Below are 25,821 nucleotides of genomic sequence, written 5' to 3' on the forward strand. Positions count from 1 at the left end.
CAGGTCGCCACATCCGTTAGCCTGGAGTTCTACACATGCATCCCCGCGTCCTTGAGGTCACCGAACGGCTTATCGCCCGCAGCCGCGCCACCCGCGAGGCTTACCTTGCGCTCATTCGCGGCGCAGCCAGCGACGGTCCGATGCGCGGCAAGCTGCAATGCGCCAACTTCGCCCATGGCGTGGCCGGTTGCGGCACCGAAGACAAAAACAGCCTGCGCATGATGAATGCGGCCAACGTGGCAATTGTTTCTTCATATAACGACATGCTCTCGGCGCATCAGCCGTACGAACACTTCCCCGAGCAGATCAAGAAAGCCTTGCGCGAAGTCGGCTCGGTCGGCCAGTTTGCCGGCGGCACCCCGGCCATGTGCGATGGCGTGACCCAGGGCGAGCCTGGCATGGAGCTGAGCCTGCTCAGCCGTGAAGTGATTGCCATGTCCACAGCGGTAGCGCTGTCCCACAACATGTTCGACGCCGCGCTGATGCTGGGCATCTGCGACAAGATCGTCCCCGGCCTGATGATGGGCGCGCTGCGCTACGGCCACCTGCCGATGATCTTCGTACCGGGCGGCCCAATGCCGTCGGGTATCTCCAACAAACAGAAAGCCGACGTGCGCCAGCGCTACGCAGAAGGCAAGGCCACCCGCGAAGAGCTGCTGGAATCGGAGATGAAGTCCTACCACAGCCCTGGCACCTGCACCTTCTACGGCACCGCCAACACCAACCAATTGCTGATGGAAGTCATGGGCCTGCACTTGCCGGGCGCTTCGTTCGTCAACCCCTACACACCGCTGCGTGATGCCCTGACCCGCGAAGCCGCGCACCAGGTCACGCGCTTGACCAAGGCCAACGGCAACTTCACGCCGATCGGCGAGATCGTCGACGAGAAATCCATCGTCAACTCGATCATTGCACTCAACGCCACGGGCGGGTCCACCAACCACACCCTGCACATGCCGGCCATCGCCATGTCGGCGGGCATTATCCTCACCTGGGACGACATGGCCGACCTTTCCGAGGTGGTGCCGACCCTGTCCCACGTGTATCCAAACGGCAAGGCCGACATCAACCACTTCCAGGCGGCGGGCGGCATGTCGTTCCTGATCCGCGAGCTGCTCGAAGCCGGCCTGCTCCACGAAGACGTCAACACCGTGGCCGGCAAAGGCCTGAGCCGCTACACCCAGGAACCATTCCTGGTCGACGGCGAGCTGATCTGGCGCGACGGCCCGATCGAAAGCCTCGACGAAAGCATCCTGCGTCCCGTAGCCCGTGCGTTTTCGCCGGAGGGCGGCTTGCGCGTGATGGAAGGCAACCTCGGGCGTGGCGTGATGAAAGTGTCTGCCGTGGCTCCGGAACATCAAATTGTTGAAGCGCCGGCGGTGGTGTTCCAGGACCAGCAAGACCTGGCCGACGCGTTCAAGGCCGGTCAGTTGGAAAAAGACTTCGTGGCCGTCATGCGCTTCCAGGGCCCGCGCTCCAATGGCATGCCCGAACTGCATAAGATGACGCCGTTCCTTGGCGTGTTGCAGGACCGTGGCTTCAAGGTCGCACTGGTAACAGACGGGCGTATGTCCGGCGCGTCGGGTAAGATCCCCGCCGCGATCCACGTCAACCCCGAAGCCCAGAGCGGCGGGCCACTGGCGCGGGTGCGCGATGGCGATATCATTCGCGTGGATGGCGTGAAGGGCACCTTGGAGCTTAAGGTGGACGCCGACGAATTCGCAGCGCGCGCGCCTGCCACGGGCCTGTTGGGCAATAACGTGGGTGCCGGTCGCGAGCTGTTTGCATTTATGCGCTTGGCCGCAAGCTCCGCAGAGCAGGGCGCCAGCGCCTTTACCTCTGCCTTGGAGACGCTTAAGTGAAGCTTGCGCTGGTCGGTGATATCGGGGGCACCAACGCCCGTTTTGCGTTGTGGCGCGATCAGGAACTGCATTCGATCCGCGTGCATGCCACGGCGGATCACTCCAGCCCTGAAGACGCGATCAAGGTTTACCTCAAGGAGGAAGGCCTGGAAATCGGGGACATCGGCGCGGTATGCCTGTCGGTGGCCGGGCCGGTGAGTGGGAATGAATTTAAATTCACCAACAATCATTGGCGCCTGAGCAAGACTGACTTTTGCAAAACCCTGCAGGTGGATGAACTGCTGCTGGTCAATGACTTCTCGGCCATGGCCTTGGGCATGACCCGCCTCAAGCCCGACGAATTTCGTGTGGTCTGCGCGGGCACGCCGGAGCCGTTGCGTCCGGCGGTGGTGATCGGCCCAGGCACTGGCCTGGGGGTTGGCACGTTGCTGGACTTGGGCGCTGGCCGCTTTGCGGCGCTGCCGGGGGAGGGCGGGCATGTCGACCTGCCCCTGAGCAGCCCGCGGGAAACCCAGCTGTGGCAGCACATTTACACGGAGATCGGCCATGTCAGCGCCGAGACCGCGCTGAGCGGCGGTGGGTTGCCCCGTTTGTACCGCGCCATTTGTGCGGTCGACGGGCACACCCCGGTACTGGACACGCCCGAAGCCATTACGGCTGCCGGCCTGGCCGGCGACCCGATCGCGATGGAAGTCCTGGACCAGTTCAGCATCTGGCTGGGTCGAGTGGCGGGCAACAACGTATTGACCACCGGTGGACGCGGCGGTGTGTATATCGTGGGCGGGGTGATACCGAGGTTTGCCGACTTCTTTATCAACAGCGGCTTTGCCAAGAGCTTCAGCGACAAAGGCTGCATGAGCGACTACTTCAAAGGTATTCCGGTGTGGTTGGTGACTGCGCCGTATTCCGGGTTGACCGGGGCTGGCGTCGCGCTCGAACAGGCCTTTGCGTAGTGAGTTATGGCCCCTTCGCGAGCAAGCCCGCTCCCACATTCGATCGCATTCCACTGTTGGAATGCAGGCAAATGTGGGAGCGGGCTTGCTCGCGAAGGGGGCCTCAAGGGCAACAAATGACTTAAGCTTGGCCATAACAACAAGGAGGACCCCGTGAGCGTAATCAGTAAATCGATTCTCCTCGTCGACGATGACCAGGAAATCCGCGAATTGCTGCAGACCTACCTCAGTCGCGCCGGTTTCCAGGTGCGTGGCGTGCCGGATGGCGCGGGGTTCCGCCAGGCGATGAACGAGGCGCCCTGCGACTTGGTCATCCTCGATGTGATGTTGCCGGACGAAGACGGGTTCAGCCTTTGCCGCTGGATCCGCCAACACCCGCGCCAGGCGCAGGTGCCGATCATCATGCTCACTGCCAGTTCCGACGAGGCCGACCGCGTGATCGGCCTGGAGCTGGGCGCCGACGACTACATCGGCAAGCCCTTCAGCCCTCGCGAGTTGCAAGCACGGATCAAAGCCCTGTTGCGCCGTTGCCAGTTCGGCCAGGAGCGCAGCGTAGGTGGGGACGTGCTGGTGTTTGATGAATGGCGCCTGGATATGATCAGCCACCGCCTGTTTCATGTAGACGGCGAAGAAGTGATCCTCTCCGGGGCCGATTTCGCCCTGCTCAAATTATTTCTCGACCACCCGCAACAGATCCTCGACCGCGACACCATCGGCAACGCTACCCGTGGCCGCGACCTGATGCCGCTGGACCGTATCGTCGACATGGCCGTCAGCCGCCTGCGCCAACGCCTGCGCGATACCGAAAAGCCTCCTCGGCTGATCCGCACGGTGCGCGGCAGTGGTTACCAACTGGCAGCCAGCGTGGTTGCCGGCAATGCCCACTGAACACCTGACCGAGCACCGCCGTCGCTTTCCGGTGCCGCGCTCGTTGCTGGGGCGCATGCTGATGCTGACGCTGCTGGCCGTGTTGTTTGCCCAGGCGCTTTCCAGCGTGATCTGGGTGTCGCAGTTGCGCGCCACCCAGCTCGAAGGCCTGGTCACCAGCGCCCGTAGCCTGGCGCATTCGATGACGGCCAGCGTCAGTTATTTCCGTTCGCTGCCGGTGGCCTATCGGCCGTTGGTCCTCGATCAATTGCGCAGCATGGGCGGCACCCGGTTTGTCGTGACCCTCAATGATCGCCCGCTGGACATGCAGGTATTACCGGAAACTCCACGCAAACAGGCGGTACTGGTCGCGGTGGACGAAGTGCTGCGCCAGACCCTGGGTGCCGACGTGGACATCTCGGTGGAGTTCGTCAGCGCCGAAGACCTGCGGATCTTCAATGCCGGGCTCAAACTCGATGAGCTGCCACGCTCTTGGGCCCATTATGCGTTGACCCTGGAACCGGTGAACCCACCGGTATTGGTCACCCAGATCCAGCTTGCCCCCGGCGAATGGCTGTACATCGCCTCGCTGTTGCCCGAGCCCTACACCAGCCTTGAAGAACAAGGCCTGCCGTCCCAGCAAGTGTGGTTTATCGTGCTGACCAGCGGCTTCCTGCTGTTGTTCATCGGCCTGCTGGTGCACTGGCAAAGCCGGCCACTCAAGCGCCTGGCGCGGGCGGCGCGGGACATGTCCCTGGGCGCCGATGTAGAACCGGTGGCCGAAGGCGGTGGCAGCGAAGTGGTGGAAGTGGGCCGCGCCTTTAATGCGATGCGCGAACGCATCAGCCGTTACCTGACCGAACGCAGCCAGTTGTTCAGCGCGATTTCCCACGACTTGCGCACGCCCATCACCCGTCTGCGCCTGCGCGTGGAATTGCTTGAAGACGAGAACCTGCAAGCCAAATTCGGCCGTGACCTGGATGAGCTAGAGCTACTGGTGAAGGGCGCGCTGCAGTGCGTGAAGGACACGGATATCCACGAAAACATCGAGCCGGTCGACCTGAACCACGTGCTTGACTGCCTGGTGGAGCCGTACCTGGCGCCGAACGGCAATGGTCGGGTCACCCAACACGGCCGAGCGCTGAGCGCCTATCCGGGTAAGCCGCTGGCGCTCAAGCGTTGCATTGGCAACCTGATCGACAACGCGTTGAAGTACGGTCAGAACGCCCACCTGTACATCGAGGACGATGGCGCGGAGTTCATCCTGCACGTGGATGACGAAGGCCCCGGGGTGCCGGAGCAGCGTCTTGAGCAGGTGTTCGAACCGCACTTTCGCCTGGCCGGGCAGCAACAGGGCTACGGCCTGGGGTTGGGGATTGCGCGCAACATTGCCCATAGCCATGGCGGTGAAGTGAGTTTGCAGAATTTGCGCGAGGGTGGGTTGCGGGTGACCTTGCAGCTACCCCGCGGTCTGGACTGAATAAACACAAAACCCATGTGGAAGCGTCGAACCGCCGCTCCCACATTTTGATCTCCGTTGAGTCAGATGCTTTGGCGCAATCGGGCCAGGTCTCTCAGCGGCGGCGCGCCGAACAACCGGCTGTATTCCCGACTGAACTGTGACGGGCTTTCATACCCCACCCGATACCCGGCCGCCGACGCTTCCAGTCCTTCGGCAATCATCAATCGCCGCGCTTCCTGCAGGCGCAGTTGCTTCTGGTATTGCAGCGGGCTCATGGCGGTGATCGCCTTGAAACGGTGGTGCAGGGTCGAGACGCTGAGGTTGACTTCCTTGGCCAGGTCATCGATGCGCAGCGGTTGTTCGTAGTTGCCATTGAGCCACTTGATCGCCTGGCTGACGCGGTGGCTCTGACTGTTGGCCACGGCAATTTCATACAGCCGATAACCTTGCGGGCCGCGCAACAGGCGATAAAGAATTTCGCGGTTGATCAGGGGCGCGAGCATGGCGATGTCTTTGGGTGTATCGAGCAGGCGCGCCAGGCGCAGCACCGCGTCGAGCAATTGGTTGTCGATGCGGTCGACGTACATGCCACGTGACGTCGGTCGTGACGGCACGCCCATTGGGCCTGCCTCGGCGATCAAGGCCGTCAGTTGCGCCGGGTCGATATTGATGCGCACCGACAGGTTCGGGTCCTCCGGCGTGGCCTCAATGATCCGGCCGGCCACCGGCATGGCGACCGAAAACACCAAGTAGTTGAGCGGGTCGTAGGCGAATATTTCATCCGCCAGGCGCACTTCCTTGCTGCCACTGGCAAGAATGCACAGGGCTGGCTCGACCAGCACCGGCATGAAATCGCGCGGTGTGTTGTGGCGGTTCAGGTACAAGGTCGTGATCGCCGTGCCATAGGAACCGTCTTCCCAGGTATGGCGATGCACGATGCCGGCAAGCTCCGCGCGTTGCTTTTCCATTTCGGCATCGAGGGGAATGGACTTGGTTTCGGGCGACGGCATGGGGCGACCTCTACACACTTTTTTGATGGGCTCAGCTTAGCGGTGGCGGTTAGAGAGTGTTATGTCGATTCTGCACAATCCTTGCCTGATCCTGCGACACATCGTGAATCAGGCAAGCACCGGGCCTGTCATCTCCCTGAAACAAGGCGTTTGCCCGTGGAATAAAACCGGTGGCCGAACGTCCTGTCTACGCTATTCGCAGGATTGTGCAATAAGCCGGCAGGAATCGACTAACCGCGTCCATACCCGCGCCGTTATCTTTGATCCTGTGGCAACACGCCCTCACAGTGCTTGCCGAGCATCACTTCTCAACGGGAGAGTCGAACATGTCCACCCCCATTCCCGCGAGCCATATGGCCTTTATCCGCGCCCGCACCGGGTGCAGCACCGAACTCGGTGCACGCTTGAGCAGTTTGATCGAACCGGGCCGTCAGGCTCAGGGTTGCCTGCAATTCTCGTTGCAGCATTCCCAGGTCGATCCCGATGTCTGGTTGATCTCCGGCTTCTGGAGCAGCGAGCAGGCGATGAGCGCCTACTTCAACTCTCCAGCGCTGATGATCTTCACCGAGTTGTTGAACGACATGGTCGTGCGCAGCATGGACTTCCAGACCTTCACCGATGCATCCGCCGCCAATGCCTACGGCGAGTACCTGCAACTCGCCGGCTGATCAGGTTTAGAATGGCCGACTTTCCATTGGCCAGGACCTGCAACATGGCACGTAAACAATTTGCCCACCACGAAGCCGTTTCCGCGGTAGTACCGGGTGAGGGTGGCTACAGCGCCGCCGTCGCCGTCAAGGCACTGGATGGCATGGGCGCACCGCAGTTTCACAAGATCCTTGATGGACAAAAGTTCAAGACCGCCTCCGATGCCGACGATGCGGCGACCCTGCAGCTTGAGTGCTTGGTCGATGTGGATGAAGACGGTCAACTTTCTTGGGCCACTGCTGCCAACTAAAGAACGCTGCTGATCCAACTGTGGGAGCGGGCTTGCTCGCGAATCCGGCGTGTCAGTCGATACGGCTGTGACTGATCCACCGCTTTCGCGAGCAAACCCGCTCCCACAGGTTTTATTGCCTTGCAGTCAGCGTGGTGTTGCACCTGGGCGATACATCTTGAACAGGGCTTCGGGGCCCAGTTGGAAGTAATCCGCCGGGCCGCCACCGCGCAGGATCGGCTCGGCGGCGGCAGTGTCGTAGACCCCATCCTTGAGCAGCCACTTGGCAATGTGCACCGCGACCACCTCGCCCAACACCAGCCAGCTAGGCACCAATGCCTTGTCGGCGCGCTGAAGCTGGATGATCTGCGTGACCTTGCACTCGAACGACACCGGGCTCTCGCCCACCCGTGGTACGCCAACAATCTTCGACGCCACCGGCGTCAGGCCGGACAGCTCGAACTCGTTGACCTCGGGGGAAACGGCGGCACAGCTCTGGTTCATCTGCTCGGCCAGCGGGCGGGTGGCCAGGTTCCAGACAAACTCGCCGGTCTGTTCGATGTTGTTCAGGCTGTCTTTGCGCCCGACACTGGAAAACCCAATGATCGGCGGAATGTAGTTGAACGCATTGAAGAAGCTGTAGGGCGCCAGGTTCAGGCGGCCTTCGCTGTCGTGGGACGAAATCCAGCCGATCGGACGCGGCCCGACAATGGCATTGAACGGGTCATGCGGCAGGCCGTGGCCGTTGGCGGGTTCGTAGAAATGGATATCGTCGGACATGGCCTGTTCTGCTCTCGGTTTCGGGACCAGCATCATACCCAATGTGGGAGCGGGCTTGCCCGCGAATACGGTGGTTCAGTCTCTACAATCGTTGACTGACACACCGCTTTCGCGGGCAAGCCCGCTCCCACATTTTGAACGGCGTTCAACGGTTAGTCGGTGGTGATACGCGAGTGCTTACGCGTGTCCTTCATGGTCACGTAGACCACCAGCGACACCGCAATACACGCCGTCACATACCAGTAGTAGCCGGTTTCCATGCCGATGCTCTTGAACCACAGCGCGATGTATTCAGCAGTACCGCCAAAGATCGAGACGGTCAGGGCATACGGCAGGCCCACACCCAGGGCGCGGATTTCGGTCGGGAACAGTTCGGCTTTCACCACGGCGTTGATCGAGGTGTAGCCGCTGACGATGATCAGCGCCGCCATGATCAGGAAGAACGCGCCCCACCAGCTCTGGATGGTGTGCAGGGTGGTGAGGATCGGCACGGTGAACAGGGTGCCGAGGATGCCGAAGGCGATCAGGATCGGCCGACGACCGACTTTATCCGACAGCCCACCGATGATCGGTTGCAGGCACATGAACAGGAACAGCGTCGCCGCCGAGATGGTGGTGGAGTCGGAAATGCTCATGCCGACGGTGTTCACCAGGTATTTCTGCATGTAGGTGGTGTAGGTGTAGAACGCCAGCGTACCGCCCATGGTCAGGCCGACCACGGTCAACAGTTCCTTGGGATGGCGCATCAAGGTGCGCATCGCGCTTTCCTTGGCTTTTTCCTTCTTGGTGAACGACTCGGTTTCTTCCATGCCGCGACGCAGGTACAGCGCAACCACTGCGCACAGGGCACCGATGGCAAACGGGATACGCCAGCCCCAGGCATACAGCTGCTCGGTGGTGAGCAATTGTTGCAGCACGATCAATACGCCCAGGGCGATGAGCTGGCCAGAGATAAGGGTTACGTATTGGAAGCTGGAGTAGAAACCACGGCGTTCCTTGGTCGCCATCTCACTGAGGTAGGTGGCGGAGGTACCGTATTCACCGCCGACCGACAGGCCCTGCAGCAAACGGGCAAATACCAGCAAGATCGGTGCGCCGATACCAATGACTTCATAGCCAGGGCTCAGGGCGATCAGCAACGAGCCGAAGCACATCAGGTAGACCGAGGCCATCAAGGCCTTTTTACGCCCGACTTTGTCAGCGTACAGGCCCATCAGCCAGCCACCGATCGGGCGCATCAGGAAGCCGACGGCAAAGATCGCGGCGGTGTTGAGCAGCTGGGCGGTGGTGTCGCCTTTCGGGAAGAAGGTTTTTGCGAAGTACAACGAGAAGGCGGCGTAGACGTACCAGTCGTACCACTCGACCATGTTGCCGACGGAACCACTGAAAATCGATTTGATACGGCTGGAGGTGGTGCGTTCTTTCGCCGGCGCGGCCGCCGACCCCAGAGGCAAGGTGTTGGAGTTATCCATTGAAGGATCCTTCATCTAGTTGTTTTTATGGAGCGTGCTTGAGCACTGCCTGGCTGGGGCTATAGCAGGAGCTGTGCCAGGTGGATGAAGGCCCGGTCTAGAAGGGTTGCGGGTTTTTTGTGAGCGGAAAATTGCTGACATTTATCGGGTGATGAGCGGAAATCCGCTTATGGCTGCCGACGCCATCACAGGCAAGCCCACCTCTAAAATGCATTCCTGAAGGAGCCGGCTTGCCGGCGATAGCGTCCTCAAGCGCACCAACGCCAGCAAGCCGGGCCCTACAGGAAGGTTTCCCGCACGAGCCCATGGCGCTGCATTTTTTCATTGAAGGTGCGCCGGGGCAGTTGCAGTTCAGCCAGCACCGCCTTGATGTCGCCCTTGTGCCGGGTCAACGCCGCTTTCAGGCAGTGAGCCTCGAAGGCCTCCTGCTGCGCCGCCAGGGACTGCCCGGCCTCGATGCCTTCCGGTTCCGGTTCGCCAAGCCCCAGCACCTGGCGTTCGGCGACGTTGGCCAGTTCACGCACGTTGCCTGGCCAGTCATGGCTGAGCAGGCGCCCCAGTTGTGCGCCGCTCAGGGGCTCAACGCTGCGGCCCAGGCGTTCGGCAGCACTCTGAGCAAAGTGGTCGAACAGCAGGGGGATATCTTCGCGACGGTCACGCAAGGGCGGCAGGCGCAGTTGCGCGACATTCAAGCGATAGGCCAGGTCTTCGCGAAAACGCCCGGCGCGGGCCTCTTCCAGCAGGTCCGGCTTGGTGGCGGCGATGATGCGCAGGTCCACGTGGATACTTTGGTTGGAGCCCAGCCGCTCCAGTTTCTGCTCCTGCAGCACGCGCAGCAATTTCACTTGCTGGGCCAGGGGCATGCTTTCGATCTCGTCCAGGAACAGCGTGCCACCGTGGGCGTATTCCAGTTTACCGATGCGCTTGCCCTGGGCGCCGGTGAACGCGCCGCTTTCGTGGCCGAACAGCTCGGCCTCAAACAGTTGCTCGGGGATCGCAGCACAGTTGAGCGCCACAAAGGGCTTCTTCGCCCGCGGGCCGAAATCATGCAGGCAGCGGGCGACGAGCTCCTTGCCGCTGCCGGTCTCTCCACGGATCAGCACGTTGACCGGCAGGCTCGCCAGGTCCAGCACCTGGCGACGCAAGGTGTGCAAACCCCGGGACACGCCCAGCAGCGTCGATTCCAACTGCGCCCGATGGTCAGCCTGTTGATGCAGGCGGCGGTTTTCAAGGATCAAGCCACGCTTGTCCAGGGCACGGCGCAAGCTGTTGAGCAGGGCGTCGGGGCTGAAGGGTTTTTCCAGGAAATCGTAGGCACCGTCGCGCATGGCTTCGACGGCCATCGGCACATCGCCATGGCCGGTGAGCAGGATCACCGGTAAATCAGCATCGCGGCGCTGCACTTCGGCCAACAGCTCCAGGCCGCTGAGACCCGGCATGCGCACATCGCTCAAGATGACCCCGGGAAAATCCTTGGGCAGTTGCGCCAGGCACGCCTCGGCGCGGCTGAACAACTGCACCTCAAACCCCGACAAGCTCAACCATTGTTCGACAGCCGTACGAATGCTGGCTTCGTCATCGACCACAATCACCGCGTTCAACATAGGTCGGGCGTCTCCAGGGCGATAGGCAGGGTCAGGCTAAACACCGCGCCGTCGCCACGGTTGGCGGCGATCAGGCGTCCGCCCAATTCGTGCACGATAGCGTAGGACACCGCCAGCCCCAAGCCGAGCCCGTCGCCCACGGGCTTGGTGGTGAAGAACGGGTCGAACACGCTGTTCAAATGCTCCTCGGCAATCCCGCCGCCACTGTCGCTGACGGTGAGCTGCCACAGCTGTTGATCGGCATGCAGGCGGATTTCCAGGCGTTTGCGCGGCTTGTCGGCCATGGCGTCCAGCGCATTGCGTAGTAGGTTGATCAACACCTGCTCCAGGCGGATTGCATCACCGCGCACCCAGGCAGGGCGGGTCAGGTCGAGCACCACGCCGATGGCTTCATCACGCAAGCGCGCGTCGAGCAGGTGCAAGGATTGATCAACCACCGTGGCCAGGTCCAGGCGTTCACGCAGGCCGCTCGGGCTTTTGCGCGCGAAGGTCTTGAGGTGGCCGGTGAGTGCGGCCATGCGCGTGAGCATGTCGTCCAGTGGCGTGAGTGCCTGGTAAGCGTCGTCGACCCGACCGTGATCCAGCAGCAGGCGCAAGGTTGCCAGCTGCATACGCTGCGCCGTCAGCGGTTGATTGATCTCGTGGGCGAGGGCCGCAGACATCTGCCCCAGCGCTGCCAGCTTGGCCGATTGCACCAGGCCATCCTGGGCGGTGCGCAGCGCCTGGGTGCGCTCTTCCACCAGTTGCTCAAGCTCTTCGCGACTGCGCTGACGCAAACGGGCCAGGCGCCAGCGCTGCGTCAGGAACAGCACCAGGAACACCAGCGCCAGCCAGGATCCGGCGGCGGCCAGGCCAGCGTTGCGCTGATCCTCAAAGGCGAACTGCGGCTTGCGCAGCAGGTGCAGGGTCCAGCCTTCGGCTTTGAGTGGCAGGGATTCCCAGATGTAATTGGCGTTGCCATCGGGGCCGTTGACGCGCATCAGATGACTGTTTTCGTCAAAACGCCGCAGGGTCTGAGTCTCCAGCGGTTGCAGTTGTTTTTTGTCGTATTGGCGAGTGGCCTTCAATTCGGCGAGGTCGCTGGCCGACAACGGCCGCAGGTTGCGATAACGCCAGCCCGGTTGATTGGCGATAAACACGATGCCACGTGCGTCACTGACCAGCAGCAGGTCATTGCCCTGGGCCCACTCGCGCTCAAGCTCGGGGAACTCCAGCTTGACGACCATGGCGCCGAGGAACTGTTCGTGTTCATCCAGCACCGCGCTGGAAAGGAAGTAACCGGGGATGCCGGTCGTCACGCCCACTGCATAAAACCGCCCGGTGCCCTGGCTCAAGGTCTGGCTGAAGTAGGGCCGGAACGCGTAGTTATGCCCCACATAACTGCTCGGCAGGTTCCAATTGCTGGCGGCCACGGCCAGGCCAGTGCGGTCCATCAGTTCCAGGGTGGAGGATTGTGCGGCGCCGTTGATGCGTTCCAGCTTGCGGTTGAGCAGGTCCTGGGTGGTTGCGTCCAGCGGGCCCTTCAGCGCGTTGATCATTTCCGAGTCCAAGGCCAGCACGGCGGGCAGGGCGCGGTAGCGTTCGATCAGGGTGTGCAGCGAGTTGGCGTACAGCGCAAGCTGTTGATTGGCGCGGGCGGCGTCGTCCACCAGGGCCTGGCGTTCGGCGTGGCGCGTGGCCAAGGCCGCGGCCAGTAGCGCGCCAGCGATGATCAGCAGGGAATAGAAGGTCAGGCGCAGTGGGCGAGGGATGACGATCATACGGTGATGGGCAGGCACGGTAAGGGAGTGCACCATACCATGTGCCATAAAAAAGGCGACTGGGCCATGGCCACAGTCGCCTTTATGTTTGCAGGGGAAGCGCTTACTGCACTTCTACCGCCAGGCTTTCACTGATCTTTTTCTGCCAGATGGCAGGACCGGTGATGTGCACGGATTCGCCTTTGCTGTCGACAGCAACGGTGACCGGCATGTCCTTCACGTCGAACTCGTAGATCGCTTCCATGCCCAGTTCGGCGAAGGCAACAACGCGCGATTTCTTGATGGCTTGCGCTACCAGGTAAGCGGCGCCACCGACGGCCATCAGGTATACGGCTTTGTGGTCCTTGATCGCTTCGATGGCGGTCGGGCCGCGCTCGGATTTGCCGATCATGCCCAGCAGGCCGGTTTGCTCGAGGATCTGACGGGTGAACTTGTCCATCCGCGTCGCGGTGGTCGGGCCGGCCGGGCCAACCACTTCTTCGCGCACCGGATCAACCGGGCCGACGTAGTAGATGAAGCGGCCCTTGAGGTCCACCGGCAGGCTTTCGCCCTTGTTCAGCATCTCGACCATGCGCTTGTGCGCAGCGTCGCGGCCGGTGAGCATCTTACCGTTGAGCAATACGGTTTCGCCCGGCTTCCAGCTCTGCACTTCTTCCGGGGTCAGGGTGTCGAGGTTGACACGGCGGGCCGATGGGCCGGCTTCCCAGACGATTTCCGGGTAGGCGTCCAGCGGTGGCGCTTCCAGCGAGGCCGGGCCCGAGCCGTCGAGCACAAAGTGCGCGTGACGGGTGGCGGCGCAGTTGGGGATCATGCACACCGGCAGGGAGGCGGCGTGGGTCGGGTAGTCCATGATCTTCACGTCGAGCACGGTGGTCAGGCCACCCAGGCCCTGGGCGCCGATGCCCAGTTGGTTGACCTTCTCGAACAGCTCCAGGCGCATCTCTTCGATACGGTTCTGCGGGCCGCGCTTCTTCAGCTCGTGGATGTCGATGGACTCCATCAACACTTCCTTGGCCATGACGGCGGCTTTCTCGGCGGTGCCGCCGATGCCGATGCCGAGCATGCCCGGTGGGCACCAGCCGGCGCCCATGGTCGGAACGGTCTTGAGCACCCAGTCGACGATCGAGTCGGACGGGTTGAGCATGGCCATTTTCGACTTGTTCTCGGAACCGCCGCCCTTGGCCGCTACGTCCACTTCCACGGTGTTACCCGGGACGATGGAGTAGTGGATCACCGCCGGGGTGTTGTCCTTGGTGTTCTTACGGCTGCCTGCCGGGTCGGCCAGGATCGAGGCACGCAGCACGTTTTCCGGCAGGTTGTAGGCGCGACGCACGCCTTCGTTGATCATGTCGTCCAGGCCCATGGTGGCGCCATCCCAACGTACGTCCATGCCCACGCGCACGAACACGGTGACGATACCGGTGTCCTGGCAGATCGGGCGATGGCCGGTGGCGCACATGCGCGAGTTGATCAGGATCTGGGCGATGGAGTCACGGGCCGCTGGCGATTCTTCGCGCAGGTAGGCTTCGTGCATGGCCTGGATGAAATCAACGGGGTGGTAATAGGAAATGAATTGCAGGGCGTCGGCAACGCTCTGAATCAGGTCGTCTTGCTTGATCACGGTCATGAGTCGCGCTCCTCTATAAGGGAACATTCAATAAAGGTGGGCTCAGTGAAGTGCATCGGTCGGCTGAGCCCACCTTTCCAAGGCGCGTCGCCAAGAAGAGCAAGTATTGTTGGCGCGACGCTAAAAAGGCGCGGCAGTATAACCCGGCGCGGTGGCCGATACACCCGACTATGGTCAAACTGTCGCAGGCATGATTCCCTGTGCACGCCCCTTGTGATGAGTCCTTATATGCCTGAACTGTACGTCGGCGAGCGCCATTGGTCGGTACCGGCCGGCAGCAACCTGCTGGATGCCTTGAACCAGGCGGGTGTGGCCGTGCCCTACAGTTGCCGTGCCGGCAGTTGCCATGCGTGCCTGGTGCGTTGCGTGGGGGAGGTCGAGGACACGCAGCCCGATGCCCTGAGCCCGGCGCAGCGCCAGGAGGGCTGGCGATTGGCGTGCCAGTGCCAGGTGAGCGGTGATCTGCACGTCGAAACCTTTGATCCTACGCGTGATGGGTTGCCGGCCCAGGTGGTGGGTATCGATTGGTTGAGCCCGAGTGTGCTGCGCCTGCGCCTGCAACCCGAGCGAGGCCTGCGCTACCGGGCTGGGCAGCATCTGGTGTTGTGGGCGGGACAAGTGGCGCGGCCCTATTCCCTGGCGAGCTTGCCCCAGGATGACCCATTCCTGGAGTTTCACCTCGATTGCCGTCTGCCTGGCGAATTCAGTGACCTTGCCCGCCAGTTGCAGCTGGGTGACCGTTTGCGGCTGGGCGAACTGCGCGGCGGCGCGCTGCAATACGATCCCGACTGGCAAAGCCGACCGCTATGGCTGCTGGCGTCCGGCACCGGCCTTGGCCCTCTTTGGGGCGTGTTGCGTGAGGCCTTGCGCCAGGATCATCAGGGCGACATCCGCGTGATTCACCTGGCCCATGATGCCGAGTGCCATTACCTAGCCGAACCCTTGGCGGCACTGGCTGCACAGCATTCCAACCTGACGGTGGAGCTGTGGACGGCGGCGCAGGCGACCCAGGCATTGGCGCAACTGCGGCTTGTTTCGCGGCAAACTCTGGCTTTACTCTGCGGGCACCCTGTCAGTGTCGAGGCGTTTTCCAAGCGTTTGTTCCTGGCGGGGCTGCCGCGTAATCAACTGCTGGCGGATGTGTTCCTGCCCCGTGGTTGAGCGCTGAACTTTCCAGCCGCGAGATTCGCCATGACCGACGCCATCCAACAGCTGCGCGAAGGCGGGCTGCTGACCCTGCAGCTCAATCGCCCCGACAAGAAGAACGCGCTCACTCGAGCCATGTACACGCAACTGGCCGAGGCACTGGAGCAGGCCGACGCGGACGCAGACCTGCGCTGCGTACTGATCCAGGGCAGCAGTGACTGTTTTACCGCCGGCAACGACATCGGCGATTTTCTCGAACAACCGCCCAGTGATCTCGACAGCCCCCCGTTTTACTTCATGAAAAGCCTGCTCAACTGCCGCAAGCCGGTGATTGCTGCGGTGGCGGGCGCAGCGGTGGGCATTGGTACAACCCTGTTGCTGCATTGCGACCTGGTGTACATCAGCCGCGATGCGCGGTTGCGCATGCCGTTTGTCAACCTGGGGCTGTGCCCGGAGTTTGGGTCGAGCCTGATTCTGCCGAGGTTGTTGGGGCACGCAAAGGCTGCGGAATTATTGTTGCTGGGCGAGGGCTTTACCGGCGAACAGGCGGCAGCCTGGGGGATTGCCACGGAGGCGCTGGGTAGCGGCGAGGCGGCGTTGGCCAAGGCGCGGGAGATGGCCGAGCGCTTTGAAAGCCTGGCGCCGGGTGCGGTGCAGGTGACCAAGCAGCTCATGAAGAGCGTGGATCGTGAGCAACTGCGGCAGGTGATTGAGGAGGAGGGGGCGTTGTTTACCCAGCGGTTGAGGTCGCCAGAGGCGATTGCGGCGTTGTCGGGGTTCATCACCCGGCGCTGATCAACCTGTGGGAGCGGGCTTGCTCGCGAATGCGATGGATCAGCGAATGTACCTGTCGACTGCCACACCGCATTCGCGAGCAAGCCCGCTCCCACACTTGACCGAGTTCGACACGAACTCTTGAAATGCAAAAAAGCCCCGCCATTCACATGGCGGGGCTTTTGTTTTTCAGCGTGTCACTCAGACCTGCGGGTCGCCCACGTGCAGGATCTTCATGCCATTGGTGCCACCGGTGGTGTGGTAGCTGTCGCCCTTGGTCAGGATGACCCAGTCGCCTTTCTCTACGACGCCACGCTTGACCAGCTCGTCGATCGCCTTCTGGCTGACTTCGTTCGGTGCCAGCGAAGCCGGATCGAACGGAACGGTGTACACGCCACGGAACAGCGCGGTGCGCGCCTGGGCTTCACGGTGCGGGGTGAACGCGTAGATCGGCACCGAGGAACGGATGCGCGACATGATCAACGGCGTGTAGCCACTTTCGGTCAAGGCGATGATCGCCTTCACACCGGGGAAGTGGTTCGCGGTGTACATGGCGGCCAGCGCGATGCTCTGGTCGCAGCTTTCGAACTCTTTGCCGATGCGGTGGCTGGAGGTCTTGCTGGTCGGGTGCTTTTCAGCGCCGAGGCAGATACGCGCCATGGCTTGCACGGCTTCCAGCGGGTACGGGCCGGCGGCGCTTTCGGCCGAGAGCATCACGGCGTCGGTGTAGTCGAGCACGGCGTTGGCCACGTCGGAGACTTCGGCACGGGTCGGCATAGGGTTCTGGATCATCGACTCCATCATCTGGGTCGCCACGATCACCGCTTTGTTGTGGCGGCGTGCGTGCAGGATGATCTTCTTCTGGATACCGATCAGCTCGGCGTCACCGATTTCTACGCCGAGATCGCCACGGGCAACCATGACCGCATCGGAAGCCTTGATCAGGCCGTCGAGGGTTTCGTCGTCGGCCACGGCTTCGGCACGTTCGATCTTCGCCACCAGCCAGGCGGTACCGCCAGCCTCGTCGCGCAGCTTACGGGCGTATTCCATGTCGGCGGCGTCACGTGGGAAGGACACGGCGAGGTAGTCCACTTCCATTTCGGCGGCGAGCTTGATGTCGGCCTTGTCTTTTTCTGTCAGGGCTGGAGCCGTCAGGCCACCACCACGGCGGTTGATGCCTTTGTGGTCGGACAGCGGGCCGCCGATCAGCACGACGCAGTGCAGTTCGGTAGGGGTCGCGGTTTCGACGCGCATTACTACGCGGCCATCGTCCAGCAGAAGCTCGTCACCGACGCCGCAGTCCTTGACCAGGTCCGGGTAGTCGATACCCACGACTTGCTGGTTGCCTTCGGTCAGCGGGTGGCTGGTGGAGAAGGTGAAGGTGTCACCAATCTTCAGCTCGATCCGCTTGTTGGTGAATTTGGCGATACGGATTTTCGGGCCTTGCAGGTCACCCAGCAGTGCCACGAAGCGGCCGTGCTTGGCGGCCAGGTCACGCACCAACTTGGCGCGAGCCTTGTGCTCGTCCGGGGTGCCGTGGGAGAAGTTCAGACGGGCAACGTCCAAACCAGCCAGAATCAGCTGTTCGAGGACTTCCGGCGAGTTGCTGGCCGGGCCAAGGGTGGCGACGATTTTGGTACGACGGACGGACATGCACAGACTCCTGAGTTCAAGCGCTGAGGAAGGCTACTATGCTCTTTCGTTGTAGTCATTGTTCGTTTGCACTACTTATCGATGATTGACTTGTTTTCGTTGCGGCTGAATACGAACATCCTTGAAGATTTTTGGCGAGGGGTCGATACACTGCACAAGACAGGAGAACCCTCATGCGAATTTTGCTCATTGCTGCCCTGGCCGTCAGTGTTGTCGGCTGCACCCGTTGGTCGATGGACCACCATTTGAACAACGCCTACCGCGCCTACAAGGTCGGTGACTGTGAGCGTGTCACGCTGGAGTTATCCCAGGTCGACCGTGAAAGCCGCACCCGACGTTATGTGCAACCAGAGGTGTCGATGTTGCGCGGGCAATGCCTGGAGCGGCAAAAGCTGTTCGTCGACGCCGTGCAGACCTATCAATTCATCATCAATCAATACCCGTCGAGCGAGTACGCCTACCGTGCTCGCGCACGGCTCGACACCTTGCAACAACTTGGGCATTACCCCGGTGCAAGTATCGCTCAGCCGCGTCCAGCGTCTTTGTGATGATCTTCGTCATTTCATAACTGGCCCGTTGCCAGTCTTGGGCTATCCTTTGAATGTCCGTTTGTACAAGTTTCAATGCAAACGGATGTGGGTCCCGGACTCGGCGGCTGTCTGGCGGCAGACTGTTGCCTGTTGTCGCACCGAGATCCAGGGGGAACGAGCGTTTTCTGCTGGTTCCGCATCACTGACACGGCCTTATTCATGGCCACTGGATGGCGATCACACCATGTTTACCGACCGACGGATCGAGCGGCATCAGCTACCTTGTTTTCTGCAAGTATTTAACCGGCTCACCGATAGACCCATCGGCTATTTGGGCAATGTCTCGAGAGATGGGCTGATGTTGATCAGCCAATTGCCCATGATGGTCGACGTGGACTTCGAGCTGCGTCTGAAGATCCCCGCCGCTGACGGCACCTTTAATCCCATTGACCTTACGGCGATCTGCCTGTGGAGTCATGAGGATGTCAACCCGCAGCACTACGACTCCGGGTTCAGTGTGCTCCAGGCGCCTGAGGCCTATGGGCAACTCATCGACGTACTGTTGCATTACTTCAGTTTTGATCCTTTGCAGGCTTCGGCCTAGGCACGGCGCGCTGTCGACCCGACCCAGGGAGTTGCTGCCCAGGCCGTAATCGTGCGCCGTTTTTCAAAGCATGCCGGCTTTCTTCCAGCCCAGGTAGCGTGTCACAAGGGCTGGTCCCAGTTCAGATGGCAAGGTGTCCACGACCGACAGGCCTTGGGCGCTGAGGCGTTCATGCAGTTCGTCACGGGTATTCAAGTAGTCGATGGTGCCGCTGTACGCCAATGCTTCGGGCAGGGTTTGCACGGGGGCCTGGCGCAATTGATCGAGTACTTCCTCGCGCAAGCTGGCCACCAGTACCCTATGCTGGCGGCTGATACGCTTGACGGCGGTCAGCAGTTCTTCGTCGTCCTCATCCCGAAGGTTACTGACCACGATCACCAATGCGCGGCGCTTTTGCCGAGCCAGCAACTGGCTGGCCGCCGCCTGGTAATCAGCAGCCTTTCGGGTGGTATCCAGGTCGTATACCGCGTTGAGCAGCACATTCAATTGGCTACTGCCTTTGACCGGCGCCAGGTAGCGTGGTTGGTCGCTGGCAAAGGTGCACAGCCCCACTGCATCTCCCTGGCGCAAGGCAACGTAGCTGAGCAACAGGCACGCATTGAGGGCGTGGTCGAAGTGAGAGAGTTCGTCATCCTGGCTGCGCATACGCCGGCCGCAATCAAGCATGAAAACGATCTGTTGGTCGCGCTCATCCTGGTATTCACGGGCGATGGGCGTGCGTTGTCGGGCGGTGGCTTTCCAGTCGATCTGGCGCAGGCTGTCGCCGTCGCGAAATTCGCGTAGCTGATGAAACTCCAGCCCCAACCCACGCCGTTGACGTTGACGTACACCCAGTTGGCTCAGCCAGTTGTCCACGCCCAGTAGTTGTGCACCGTACAGCCGGGCGAAATCCGGGTAGACGCGGGTGGTGTCGTTCACCTCGATAGAACGGCGAGCTGACCACAGCCCCATTGGGCTGGGCAAGTGGATTTCGCAGCGGTTGAAGCTGAAGTGCCCGCGTCGCAGGGGACGCAGGCGATACCCCAGGTCACTGCGCTCACCGGGGCGCAGCTCAATGGCTTGGGGCATGCCTTCTACGGTCAACCCGTCGGGGACATGATCGAATACCCGCACAGTCAGTGGCTGCAGGAAGTCATGCTCCAAGGCCAGGCGTACTTCGCCCCAGCGGCCCAGCGCCAGGCTTCCGGGCATTTGCCGCTGCACACGGGGTGATGGGCGGCGTCGCAGGCGCATCGCATCCAGCATCGCCAACAACAACAGCGCCAGTAGCAAGCCCCACGCCACCGAGTGCAAGGTGTCGGGCACTTTGAACTGCAGCGCGGATGCCGCGCCCAGTAGGATGCCCAGTCCCAGCAATACGCCAAGCCAGTTCAACAGCAGACGGTTCGGTTTCATGGGCGAGTCATTGCCGGGGAGCCGGAATCTGATCAAGCAGTTGCTTGAGCACTTGGTCAACCTCCAGCCCGTCTATATCCAACTCTGGCGCGATACGCACCCGATGGCGCAGTACTGCCAGGGCGCACCCCTTGATATCGTCCGGAGTGACGAATTCACCACCACGCAACAAGGCGCGGGCGCGGGCGCCACGTACCAGGTCAATCGAGGCCCGCGGCCCGGCGCCAATGGCCAGCCCTGGCCAGCTGCGGGTGGCGCGTGCCAGGCGCACGGCATAGTCGAGTACTTGTTCGTCCAGGGCCAGATCACTGGCAACCTGCTGCAGTTGCAGCACATCCCCGGCCTGCAGCACCGTACGCAATGGGTGTACATCCAGCATGTCGGCCCGCGACGAGCGCGTGACTTCGCGCACCATGTCCAGTTCCTGCTGCGCATCGGGGTAATCCATGCGCACTTTGAGCATGAAGCGATCCAGTTCCGCCTCCGGCAGGGGGTAGGTACCTTCCTGTTCGATGGGGTTCTGGGTCGCCAGCACCATGAACGGCTGGCCGATGGGCAGCGCCTCGCCTTCGAGGGTCACTTGCCGTTCCTGCATGGCCTCAAGCAAGGCTGCCTGGGTCTTGGCTGGAGCGCGGTTGATTTCGTCGGCCAACAACAAGTGGGTGAACACCGGCCCCTTGCGCAGCTTGAACTGTTCGGTATGCAGGTCATACACGGCGTGGCCGGTGACATCGCTGGGCATCAGGTCCGGAGTGAACTGGATCCGTGCGAAGTCACCCTCGAAGCAGCGCGCCAAGGCACGTACCAACAGGGTTTTGCCCAGCCCCGGCACACCTTCAAGCAGCACATGGCCACCGGCGATCAAGGCGGTCAGGACGTCGTCGATCACGGCGTCCTGGCCAATTACCGCTTTGCGCAGTTCAGTGCGCAGGGCCTGGGCTTGCCCACTGGCGTGTTGCAGGGATTCGCTGGTCAAGGCAGTGGCGCTTGGGAAATCACTCATAAGGCATTCCTGAGAGTTTGCAGGCACGCCACCTGACGGCTGAAATCGGCGCTGGAAAGCCGTTTTGCCGGGAGTGGGCCAAGGGCCTGGTTGATGATGTGAGGGGGCTGGCGCGTCAGGCGTTCAAGCACCCGCCGTTGTTCTGCGCTGTCGAGGTGTTCGAAGCCGGTGTGACGCCGCCGGGCCGTACGCAAGATATCGCGCTGCAGGGCTTGCAGCAGCGTGCCCTGGCCGCTGCGGCGCAGCAGGAAGTCGGCACTGGCTTTCAGGTGTTCCTGCAATTGGCGGCGGGCGTTGGGCGCGGGCGGTTGGATGGGGCCTTGACGCATACCCGCCCGCCAGAATGCCAGGGCGACAAGGGCAATGAGTGCCACCAAGGCCTGGGGGAAGTAGCGCAGCAGCAAGGTAAACAGGTCATCGACGTCGCTGTTGAACAGCATCGTCACGGCGGTGCCCTGGTTCAGGTACCACAGCAGCCAGGCATTATCGTGCTGGCCTATGTTGGGGGTTTTCCACAGGTCACTGTCTGTGATCACCGTGACGCTGCCTTCCCCGAGGTCGAGTTGCATCAGGTGGCTCGACCGTGCGCTATTGGCCGAAAACTGTGCCAGGTGCTTGGGGTCGGTAAGGTTGAAGTCTGTGTCGAAACTGAAATACGCCGATGGGGTTTCATTGTCGACGTAGAGTTTGGTCAGGTCCGTGGCTGTCTTTTTGCGCGGCGGTTTAGCGGAAGCGGCAGGCTCTTCAGGTTCGTCACTCAAGGTTTGATGGATATGCAGACGGTCGAGCAACAGGTCACCGCTTTTGCCAGTTTCCTCATCCCAAAGCGCCTCGGCCACCAGCAACAGATGGCCACCGGACTTGGCCCAGGCCAGCAGTTGCTCGACTTGGCGTGGCGTCATATTACTGCGCTCACCGAGCAGCAACAGGCTGTTGCCCTTGGACGGCAAGGTGGTCAGCCGCTCCAGGCTATTGGCGTGTTCAACTGTCAGGCCTTGTTCGCGCAGGAAGTGTTCGGCCGCCAGGTAGGGGTTGGCCAAGGCTTCTGGTGAGGGGCCGCGATCCACCACTTCATCGTAGGGAATCGCCTTGCTCCATGCGTAGTAACCGCCCGCTCCAAGCAAGCACGCCAGTAGAAGCCCCACCCACAGCAATAGCCGGTTCATTGATTGCTCCCCGAGCGGAACAGGGTGCGCCAATCACTGCACAGTTTTTGCTGAGCAGAGAGGGGAGGAAGGCGGTGACCGTAGGCGAGGTTTTGCCAGTGCCGGGTCAATTCATCACTGAAAGCCAGCAGTTGTGGTTGCTGCAACTGGTGAACCCGTGCCAGGACCTGGCCTTCAGTGTCAGCATTTTTCAGCGGTAGGTTGAAGTCATGCAGCAGTCGGCTGAGCAGCCCTCGATACAACAGGCCGAGTGCTTCCCGGGGCTGCGTTGCCCACAGGTGCTCGGCGGCGCTGGCAACATCGTCGGGCAGGGTATCAGTGCCCAGTTCAAGGCCGAATAGCTGCGTGGGCACGGGCTTGATGGCTTGGGTTTTGCGAGGCTCGCGCCGACTGACGAAGGTGTGCAGCCATTCGCGATATCGCCACGCAAGCATGATCAGGCCACCGATCAGAAGGCCCCACAACAGCACCTCAACCCCTTGTGCGATGTGCTTGAAGGTATTGCTGTTGAGGTTATCCAGCAGCGCTTTCAGCCAGGCGGGAAGCTTGGCGTCGCCGTGGGCCTTGTCTTTGACGGCAGGCTTTTCTTCGCCGAAGCGATAGCGGGTAACGGTCTCCGGGTTTTTGAAAGGTGGTTTTTCCAGCAGTGATTTGATCGACTGATTCGCGCCCTGGGTGCTCAGGGGCTTTGGGGGCGGGGACGCATCAGCCATGACGGGTGGGCTGAACGGCAGCAATGTCAGTCCGATCACCAGTAATAACATCGGCGCCACACCGCTCAGGCGCTCACGAAGGCGGCGAAAGACCAATTCCAGGTCCCAGGCCTCCAGCACGGTTCGGCGATTAAGGTAGAGGCTGAATCCGCAGGCGACATAGATAGGCTCCCAAAACACCAGGATCAAGGCATAGATCGCGTTGCCCAGGTGTTCCAGCCACAAGCCTTCCGAGCTGGTTGCCAGTACCAGGCGTTGCCAGTCCCAATCCATCTCGACGTTCTGCGGAATAAATAGATAGAACAGCGCCATGCAACCGAACCACAGCCCTATCTCCAGGTGCACGCCGACGGTAGTCAACCAACGCGCGGCGCCGGCATTGCGTTGCTGCAACACGCCCAGACGTTTCTGGCGTGCCGGGCCATCCAGGCCTTCGAGCTGGCTCACCGGCATTACAAAGCTGCGGCTCAGGCTGAGCCGCCGCCACGTCAGGCTGGCCACCAGCTGGCCCTTGAGCAGACGCGGCCATTGGCGCACGGCCTGTTTGATGCTGGGTGTTTCGCCAAACAAGGCTTTGGACAAGATGTATAGCGGCAAGCGGTCAAACGCGGGCTTGAGCCACCAGAACAGAAATATCGCCGTGGACGGAGACTTCCACAGCAGTGCAGTGAGCAACGCGAACACTGGCAGGGTCACCAGCGCCCAACTGCTCATCAACAGCACGCGGTTTTGCCGGGCCATCAACACGCCAAGATCCATGGCTTCCCAGGCAGTACGTGGGCGGATGACCACGCTGGCATCACTGAGGCGCATGGTGGGTCCGTCCTGCAAGGCTCAGGTAAGCAGCCACTAGCATCCATAAGATTGCGCCGACCAGGTATTTGACCCAGGGAGCGATCAGGGTGGTCGATGACCAGTAGGCTTCGATAAAGGCTGCGATCAGCAAGAAGATCATTACACCGCACAACAGCTGCACGCTCTTGCGGGCTGCCCGCCGCAATGATTCTCCACGGGTCAACTGACCGGGAGAGATCAGTGCCCAGCCCAGCTGCAGGCCAGCGGCACCGGCGAGGGCGATCGCCGTCAGTTCGAATGCACCGTGGCCGATGACGAATGACCAGAAGGTTTGCCCATAGCCGATTTCGGTCAGGTGCCCGGAGACGGCCCCGATGACCAGGCCATTGAAAATCAGGAAGAACACACTGCCCAGCCCGAACAACAACCCGGCGGCAAATGTCTGGAACGCGATACCGATGTTATGCATGACGTAATAGCCGAACATCATCCAGTCTTCGCTCGAGGCACGCTCGGCGGCGCGGCCCAGGCGGCTTGCATCGGGGTCATACATGCCCTGCATCTCGGCCACTTGTTGCGGGCTGACGATGCTGTAGATCAGGTCGGGAAACAGGTACACCAGCAGCGCGATACCTACCAGGCTGCCAAAGAACAGCAGGCTGGCTATCAGTACGAATCGCCACTGTTCGCGCACCAGGCGAGGAAAATCGGCGAGTACGAAACCCATCACAGTTGCCGCCAATTGGCTGCGATGACGATAAAGCTGTTGATGGCCGCGCAGGGCCAGTTGTTGCAAGGGGTCTACCAGGTAGCTGCTATAGCCGCGCTCCTGTGCCAAGGCCAGGTGCTGGCACAGGCGCCGGTACTGATGGGGAAAGTCAGCCACGTCACTGGCCTTGGCCTTGCCATGTTCCAACTGTTGCAGGCACTCGGCAAAGGCGTGCCATTGGGGCTGGTGACGGGTTTCGAAGAGGCTCTGTTTCATGTCGGCCCCAACAGGCCACGGGCCACGCCATTGAGTTGTTCCGCGGCTCGGGCCGGGGATACCTGCAACGGAGTGGCGAGAATCGAGGCCAACTCGTGAACGCGCTCCGTGGACAGCTCACCCTGGCGCTCCGCGAAGCCAAGGATGGCCCGTTGCTCGCTCAGGTCCAGGGCAAAGGGCAGGCGCAAGGCCGCAGCCTGAGGAATCTGGGGGCGCACCAGTGGCTGTTCCCGATAGATCACCAGTGTACCGGCGGCCAGGTCGCCGAGGCGTTTGAAATGAGGATGCTGCAGGCAACTGATAGCGCCGAGAAAATAGCCGAACGGTAACATGTCGACAAACCGCAGCAGGTTGCGGATCAGTGACGCGGACCAGCCAATCGGGGTGCCGTCATCTTGTACGACACGCAACCCCATGACCTGTTTACCTGGCGAGCAACCCTGGTTGAGCACCTCGAACAGCACCATGTACCACCAACTGATCAGGAACAGCAGCAGCGAGCCCAGGCCGATCCCGACGTTGCCCAGCAAGGCCAATGGCACCAGCAGAACGCCCATGACCACCCCACGCAGGCACAGGTCAAAGGTAAAGGCTAACACGCGTGGCACCAGGCCGGCCGGGCGCAAGGGCAGGTCGATGCCCTCCGGGGTCTCGATCTGGTAGCGGGTGTCCAATGGGGTTGACGGCATCGCGATCCTTGGCAGTGCTGAATGGCTGGAAGAC

The 25,821-nt window shown here is 61.6% G+C and carries 23 protein-coding genes; 10 read left to right on the forward strand and 13 right to left on the reverse strand.

The features are described 5' to 3' along the window. Positions 1 to 35 precede the first annotated feature (35 nt). From edd to CWC48_RS16505, 4 genes are all read left to right on the forward strand, one after another. Positions 36 to 1,862 carry a phosphogluconate dehydratase gene (gene edd / locus CWC48_RS16490; RefSeq protein WP_099494265.1) on the forward strand — a complete coding sequence of 609 codons (1,827 nt, stop codon included), beginning with the start codon at positions 36 to 38 and terminating at the stop codon, positions 1,860 to 1,862. Then, a complete protein-coding gene (locus tag CWC48_RS16495) occupies positions 1,859 to 2,815 on the forward strand; it encodes a glucokinase (RefSeq protein WP_078050040.1) in 957 nt (318 codons plus the stop codon). Before edd ends, CWC48_RS16495 begins: the two co-directional genes overlap by 4 nt. Positions 2,816 to 2,968: 153 nt before the next feature. Then, positions 2,969 to 3,703, forward strand: a complete 735-nt coding sequence (locus CWC48_RS16500) for a response regulator (RefSeq protein WP_025854798.1) — start codon at positions 2,969 to 2,971, stop codon at positions 3,701 to 3,703. Between the two features lie 31 nt (positions 3,704 to 3,734). Continuing rightward, a complete protein-coding gene (locus CWC48_RS16505; RefSeq protein WP_214497477.1) occupies positions 3,735 to 5,162 on the forward strand; it encodes an ATP-binding protein in 1,428 nt (475 codons plus the stop codon). Positions 5,163 to 5,224: 62 nt separating this feature from the next. Here the strand turns inward: CWC48_RS16505 and CWC48_RS16510 are convergent, their stop codons facing one another. Continuing rightward, complete coding sequence (locus tag CWC48_RS16510) at positions 5,225 to 6,154, reverse strand: AraC family transcriptional regulator (protein WP_078050038.1); 930 nt, start codon at positions 6,152 to 6,154, stop codon at positions 5,225 to 5,227. Positions 6,155 to 6,480: 326 nt separating this feature from the next. Here CWC48_RS16510 and CWC48_RS16515 point away from each other — a divergent pair, with 326 nt between their 5' ends. Then, positions 6,481 to 6,822, forward strand: a complete 342-nt coding sequence (locus CWC48_RS16515; RefSeq protein ID WP_065925866.1) for an antibiotic biosynthesis monooxygenase family protein — start codon at positions 6,481 to 6,483, stop codon at positions 6,820 to 6,822. A gap of 11 nt (positions 6,823 to 6,833) precedes the next feature. Next, entirely contained in the window at positions 6,834 to 7,112 is a 279-nt protein-coding gene (locus CWC48_RS16520) for a hypothetical protein (protein WP_078050037.1), read from the forward strand. Between the two features lie 126 nt (positions 7,113 to 7,238). On the opposite strand, the gene CWC48_RS16525 is transcribed toward CWC48_RS16520, so the two are convergent. The 5 genes from CWC48_RS16525 to CWC48_RS16550 all read right to left on the reverse strand — a co-directional run bounded on the left by CWC48_RS16525 (position 7,239) and on the right by CWC48_RS16550 (position 14,334). Beyond that, complete coding sequence (locus tag CWC48_RS16525; RefSeq protein WP_078050036.1) at positions 7,239 to 7,871, reverse strand: flavin reductase family protein; 633 nt, start codon at positions 7,869 to 7,871, stop codon at positions 7,239 to 7,241. A 152-nt stretch (positions 7,872 to 8,023) separates the two neighbouring features. Next, a complete protein-coding gene (locus tag CWC48_RS16535; protein WP_100492208.1) occupies positions 8,024 to 9,343 on the reverse strand; it encodes an MFS transporter in 1,320 nt (439 codons plus the stop codon). A gap of 278 nt (positions 9,344 to 9,621) precedes the next feature. Continuing rightward, positions 9,622 to 10,947 (reverse strand): sigma-54 dependent transcriptional regulator, encoded by a 1,326-nt coding sequence (locus CWC48_RS16540; protein ID WP_100492209.1) that lies wholly within the window; start codon positions 10,945 to 10,947, stop codon positions 9,622 to 9,624. Beyond that, the gene (locus CWC48_RS16545) at positions 10,941 to 12,707 is read right to left on the reverse strand and encodes an ATP-binding protein (protein ID WP_100492527.1); all 1,767 of its coding nucleotides are present in this window, start codon (positions 12,705 to 12,707) and stop codon (positions 10,941 to 10,943) included. The genes CWC48_RS16540 and CWC48_RS16545 overlap by 7 nt, the downstream gene beginning before the upstream one ends. Before the next feature lie 103 nt (positions 12,708 to 12,810). Next, complete coding sequence (locus tag CWC48_RS16550) at positions 12,811 to 14,334, reverse strand: fumarate hydratase (protein WP_100492210.1); 1,524 nt, start codon at positions 14,332 to 14,334, stop codon at positions 12,811 to 12,813. Positions 14,335 to 14,562: 228 nt separating this feature from the next. Here CWC48_RS16550 and CWC48_RS16555 point away from each other — a divergent pair, with 228 nt between their 5' ends. Then, on the forward strand, positions 14,563 to 15,495 hold the full coding sequence (locus CWC48_RS16555) for an iron-sulfur-binding ferredoxin reductase (RefSeq protein WP_100492211.1): 933 nt from the start codon (positions 14,563 to 14,565) through the stop codon (positions 15,493 to 15,495). A gap of 30 nt (positions 15,496 to 15,525) precedes the next feature. Then, on the forward strand, positions 15,526 to 16,275 hold the full coding sequence (locus CWC48_RS16560; RefSeq protein ID WP_078050032.1) for an enoyl-CoA hydratase-related protein: 750 nt from the start codon (positions 15,526 to 15,528) through the stop codon (positions 16,273 to 16,275). 180 nt (positions 16,276 to 16,455) lie between these two features. On the opposite strand, the gene pyk is transcribed toward CWC48_RS16560, so the two are convergent. Then, complete coding sequence (pyk, locus tag CWC48_RS16565; RefSeq protein WP_078050031.1) at positions 16,456 to 17,907, reverse strand: pyruvate kinase; 1,452 nt, start codon at positions 17,905 to 17,907, stop codon at positions 16,456 to 16,458. A 173-nt stretch (positions 17,908 to 18,080) separates the two neighbouring features. Here pyk and CWC48_RS16570 point away from each other — a divergent pair, with 173 nt between their 5' ends. Both CWC48_RS16570 and CWC48_RS16575 read left to right on the forward strand, forming a co-directional pair. After that, entirely contained in the window at positions 18,081 to 18,455 is a 375-nt protein-coding gene (locus CWC48_RS16570; RefSeq protein WP_100492212.1) for a hypothetical protein, read from the forward strand. Between the two features lie 226 nt (positions 18,456 to 18,681). Beyond that, complete coding sequence (locus CWC48_RS16575; protein WP_078050030.1) at positions 18,682 to 19,041, forward strand: PilZ domain-containing protein; 360 nt, start codon at positions 18,682 to 18,684, stop codon at positions 19,039 to 19,041. A 63-nt stretch (positions 19,042 to 19,104) separates the two neighbouring features. Here CWC48_RS16575 and CWC48_RS16580 read toward each other — a convergent pair whose 3' ends face one another. Genes CWC48_RS16580 through CWC48_RS16605 form a run of 6 tightly spaced genes read right to left on the reverse strand, consistent with a single transcriptional unit; the run spans position 19,105 to position 25,787 of the window. Further along, complete coding sequence (locus tag CWC48_RS16580; RefSeq protein ID WP_100492213.1) at positions 19,105 to 20,436, reverse strand: DUF58 domain-containing protein; 1,332 nt, start codon at positions 20,434 to 20,436, stop codon at positions 19,105 to 19,107. A gap of 7 nt (positions 20,437 to 20,443) precedes the next feature. Further along, entirely contained in the window at positions 20,444 to 21,439 is a 996-nt protein-coding gene (locus CWC48_RS16585) for a MoxR family ATPase (protein WP_100492214.1), read from the reverse strand. Beyond that, entirely contained in the window at positions 21,436 to 22,605 is a 1,170-nt protein-coding gene (locus CWC48_RS16590; protein ID WP_100492215.1) for a DUF4350 domain-containing protein, read from the reverse strand. The genes CWC48_RS16585 and CWC48_RS16590 overlap by 4 nt, the downstream gene beginning before the upstream one ends. Beyond that, on the reverse strand, positions 22,602 to 24,131 hold the full coding sequence (locus CWC48_RS16595; protein WP_100492216.1) for a DUF4129 domain-containing protein: 1,530 nt from the start codon (positions 24,129 to 24,131) through the stop codon (positions 22,602 to 22,604). The genes CWC48_RS16590 and CWC48_RS16595 overlap by 4 nt, the downstream gene beginning before the upstream one ends. Next, positions 24,118 to 25,098 carry a stage II sporulation protein M gene (locus tag CWC48_RS16600; protein WP_100492217.1) on the reverse strand — a complete coding sequence of 327 codons (981 nt, stop codon included), beginning with the start codon at positions 25,096 to 25,098 and terminating at the stop codon, positions 24,118 to 24,120. The genes CWC48_RS16595 and CWC48_RS16600 overlap by 14 nt, the downstream gene beginning before the upstream one ends. After that, complete coding sequence (locus tag CWC48_RS16605; protein ID WP_100492218.1) at positions 25,095 to 25,787, reverse strand: RDD family protein; 693 nt, start codon at positions 25,785 to 25,787, stop codon at positions 25,095 to 25,097. Before CWC48_RS16605 ends, CWC48_RS16600 begins: the two co-directional genes overlap by 4 nt. Positions 25,788 to 25,821: the final 34 nt, after the last annotated feature.

It is taken from the genome of Pseudomonas sp. S10E 269, assembly GCF_002798465.1.
GTDB classification, from domain to species: Bacteria; Pseudomonadota; Gammaproteobacteria; order Pseudomonadales; family Pseudomonadaceae; genus Aquipseudomonas; species Aquipseudomonas pergaminensis.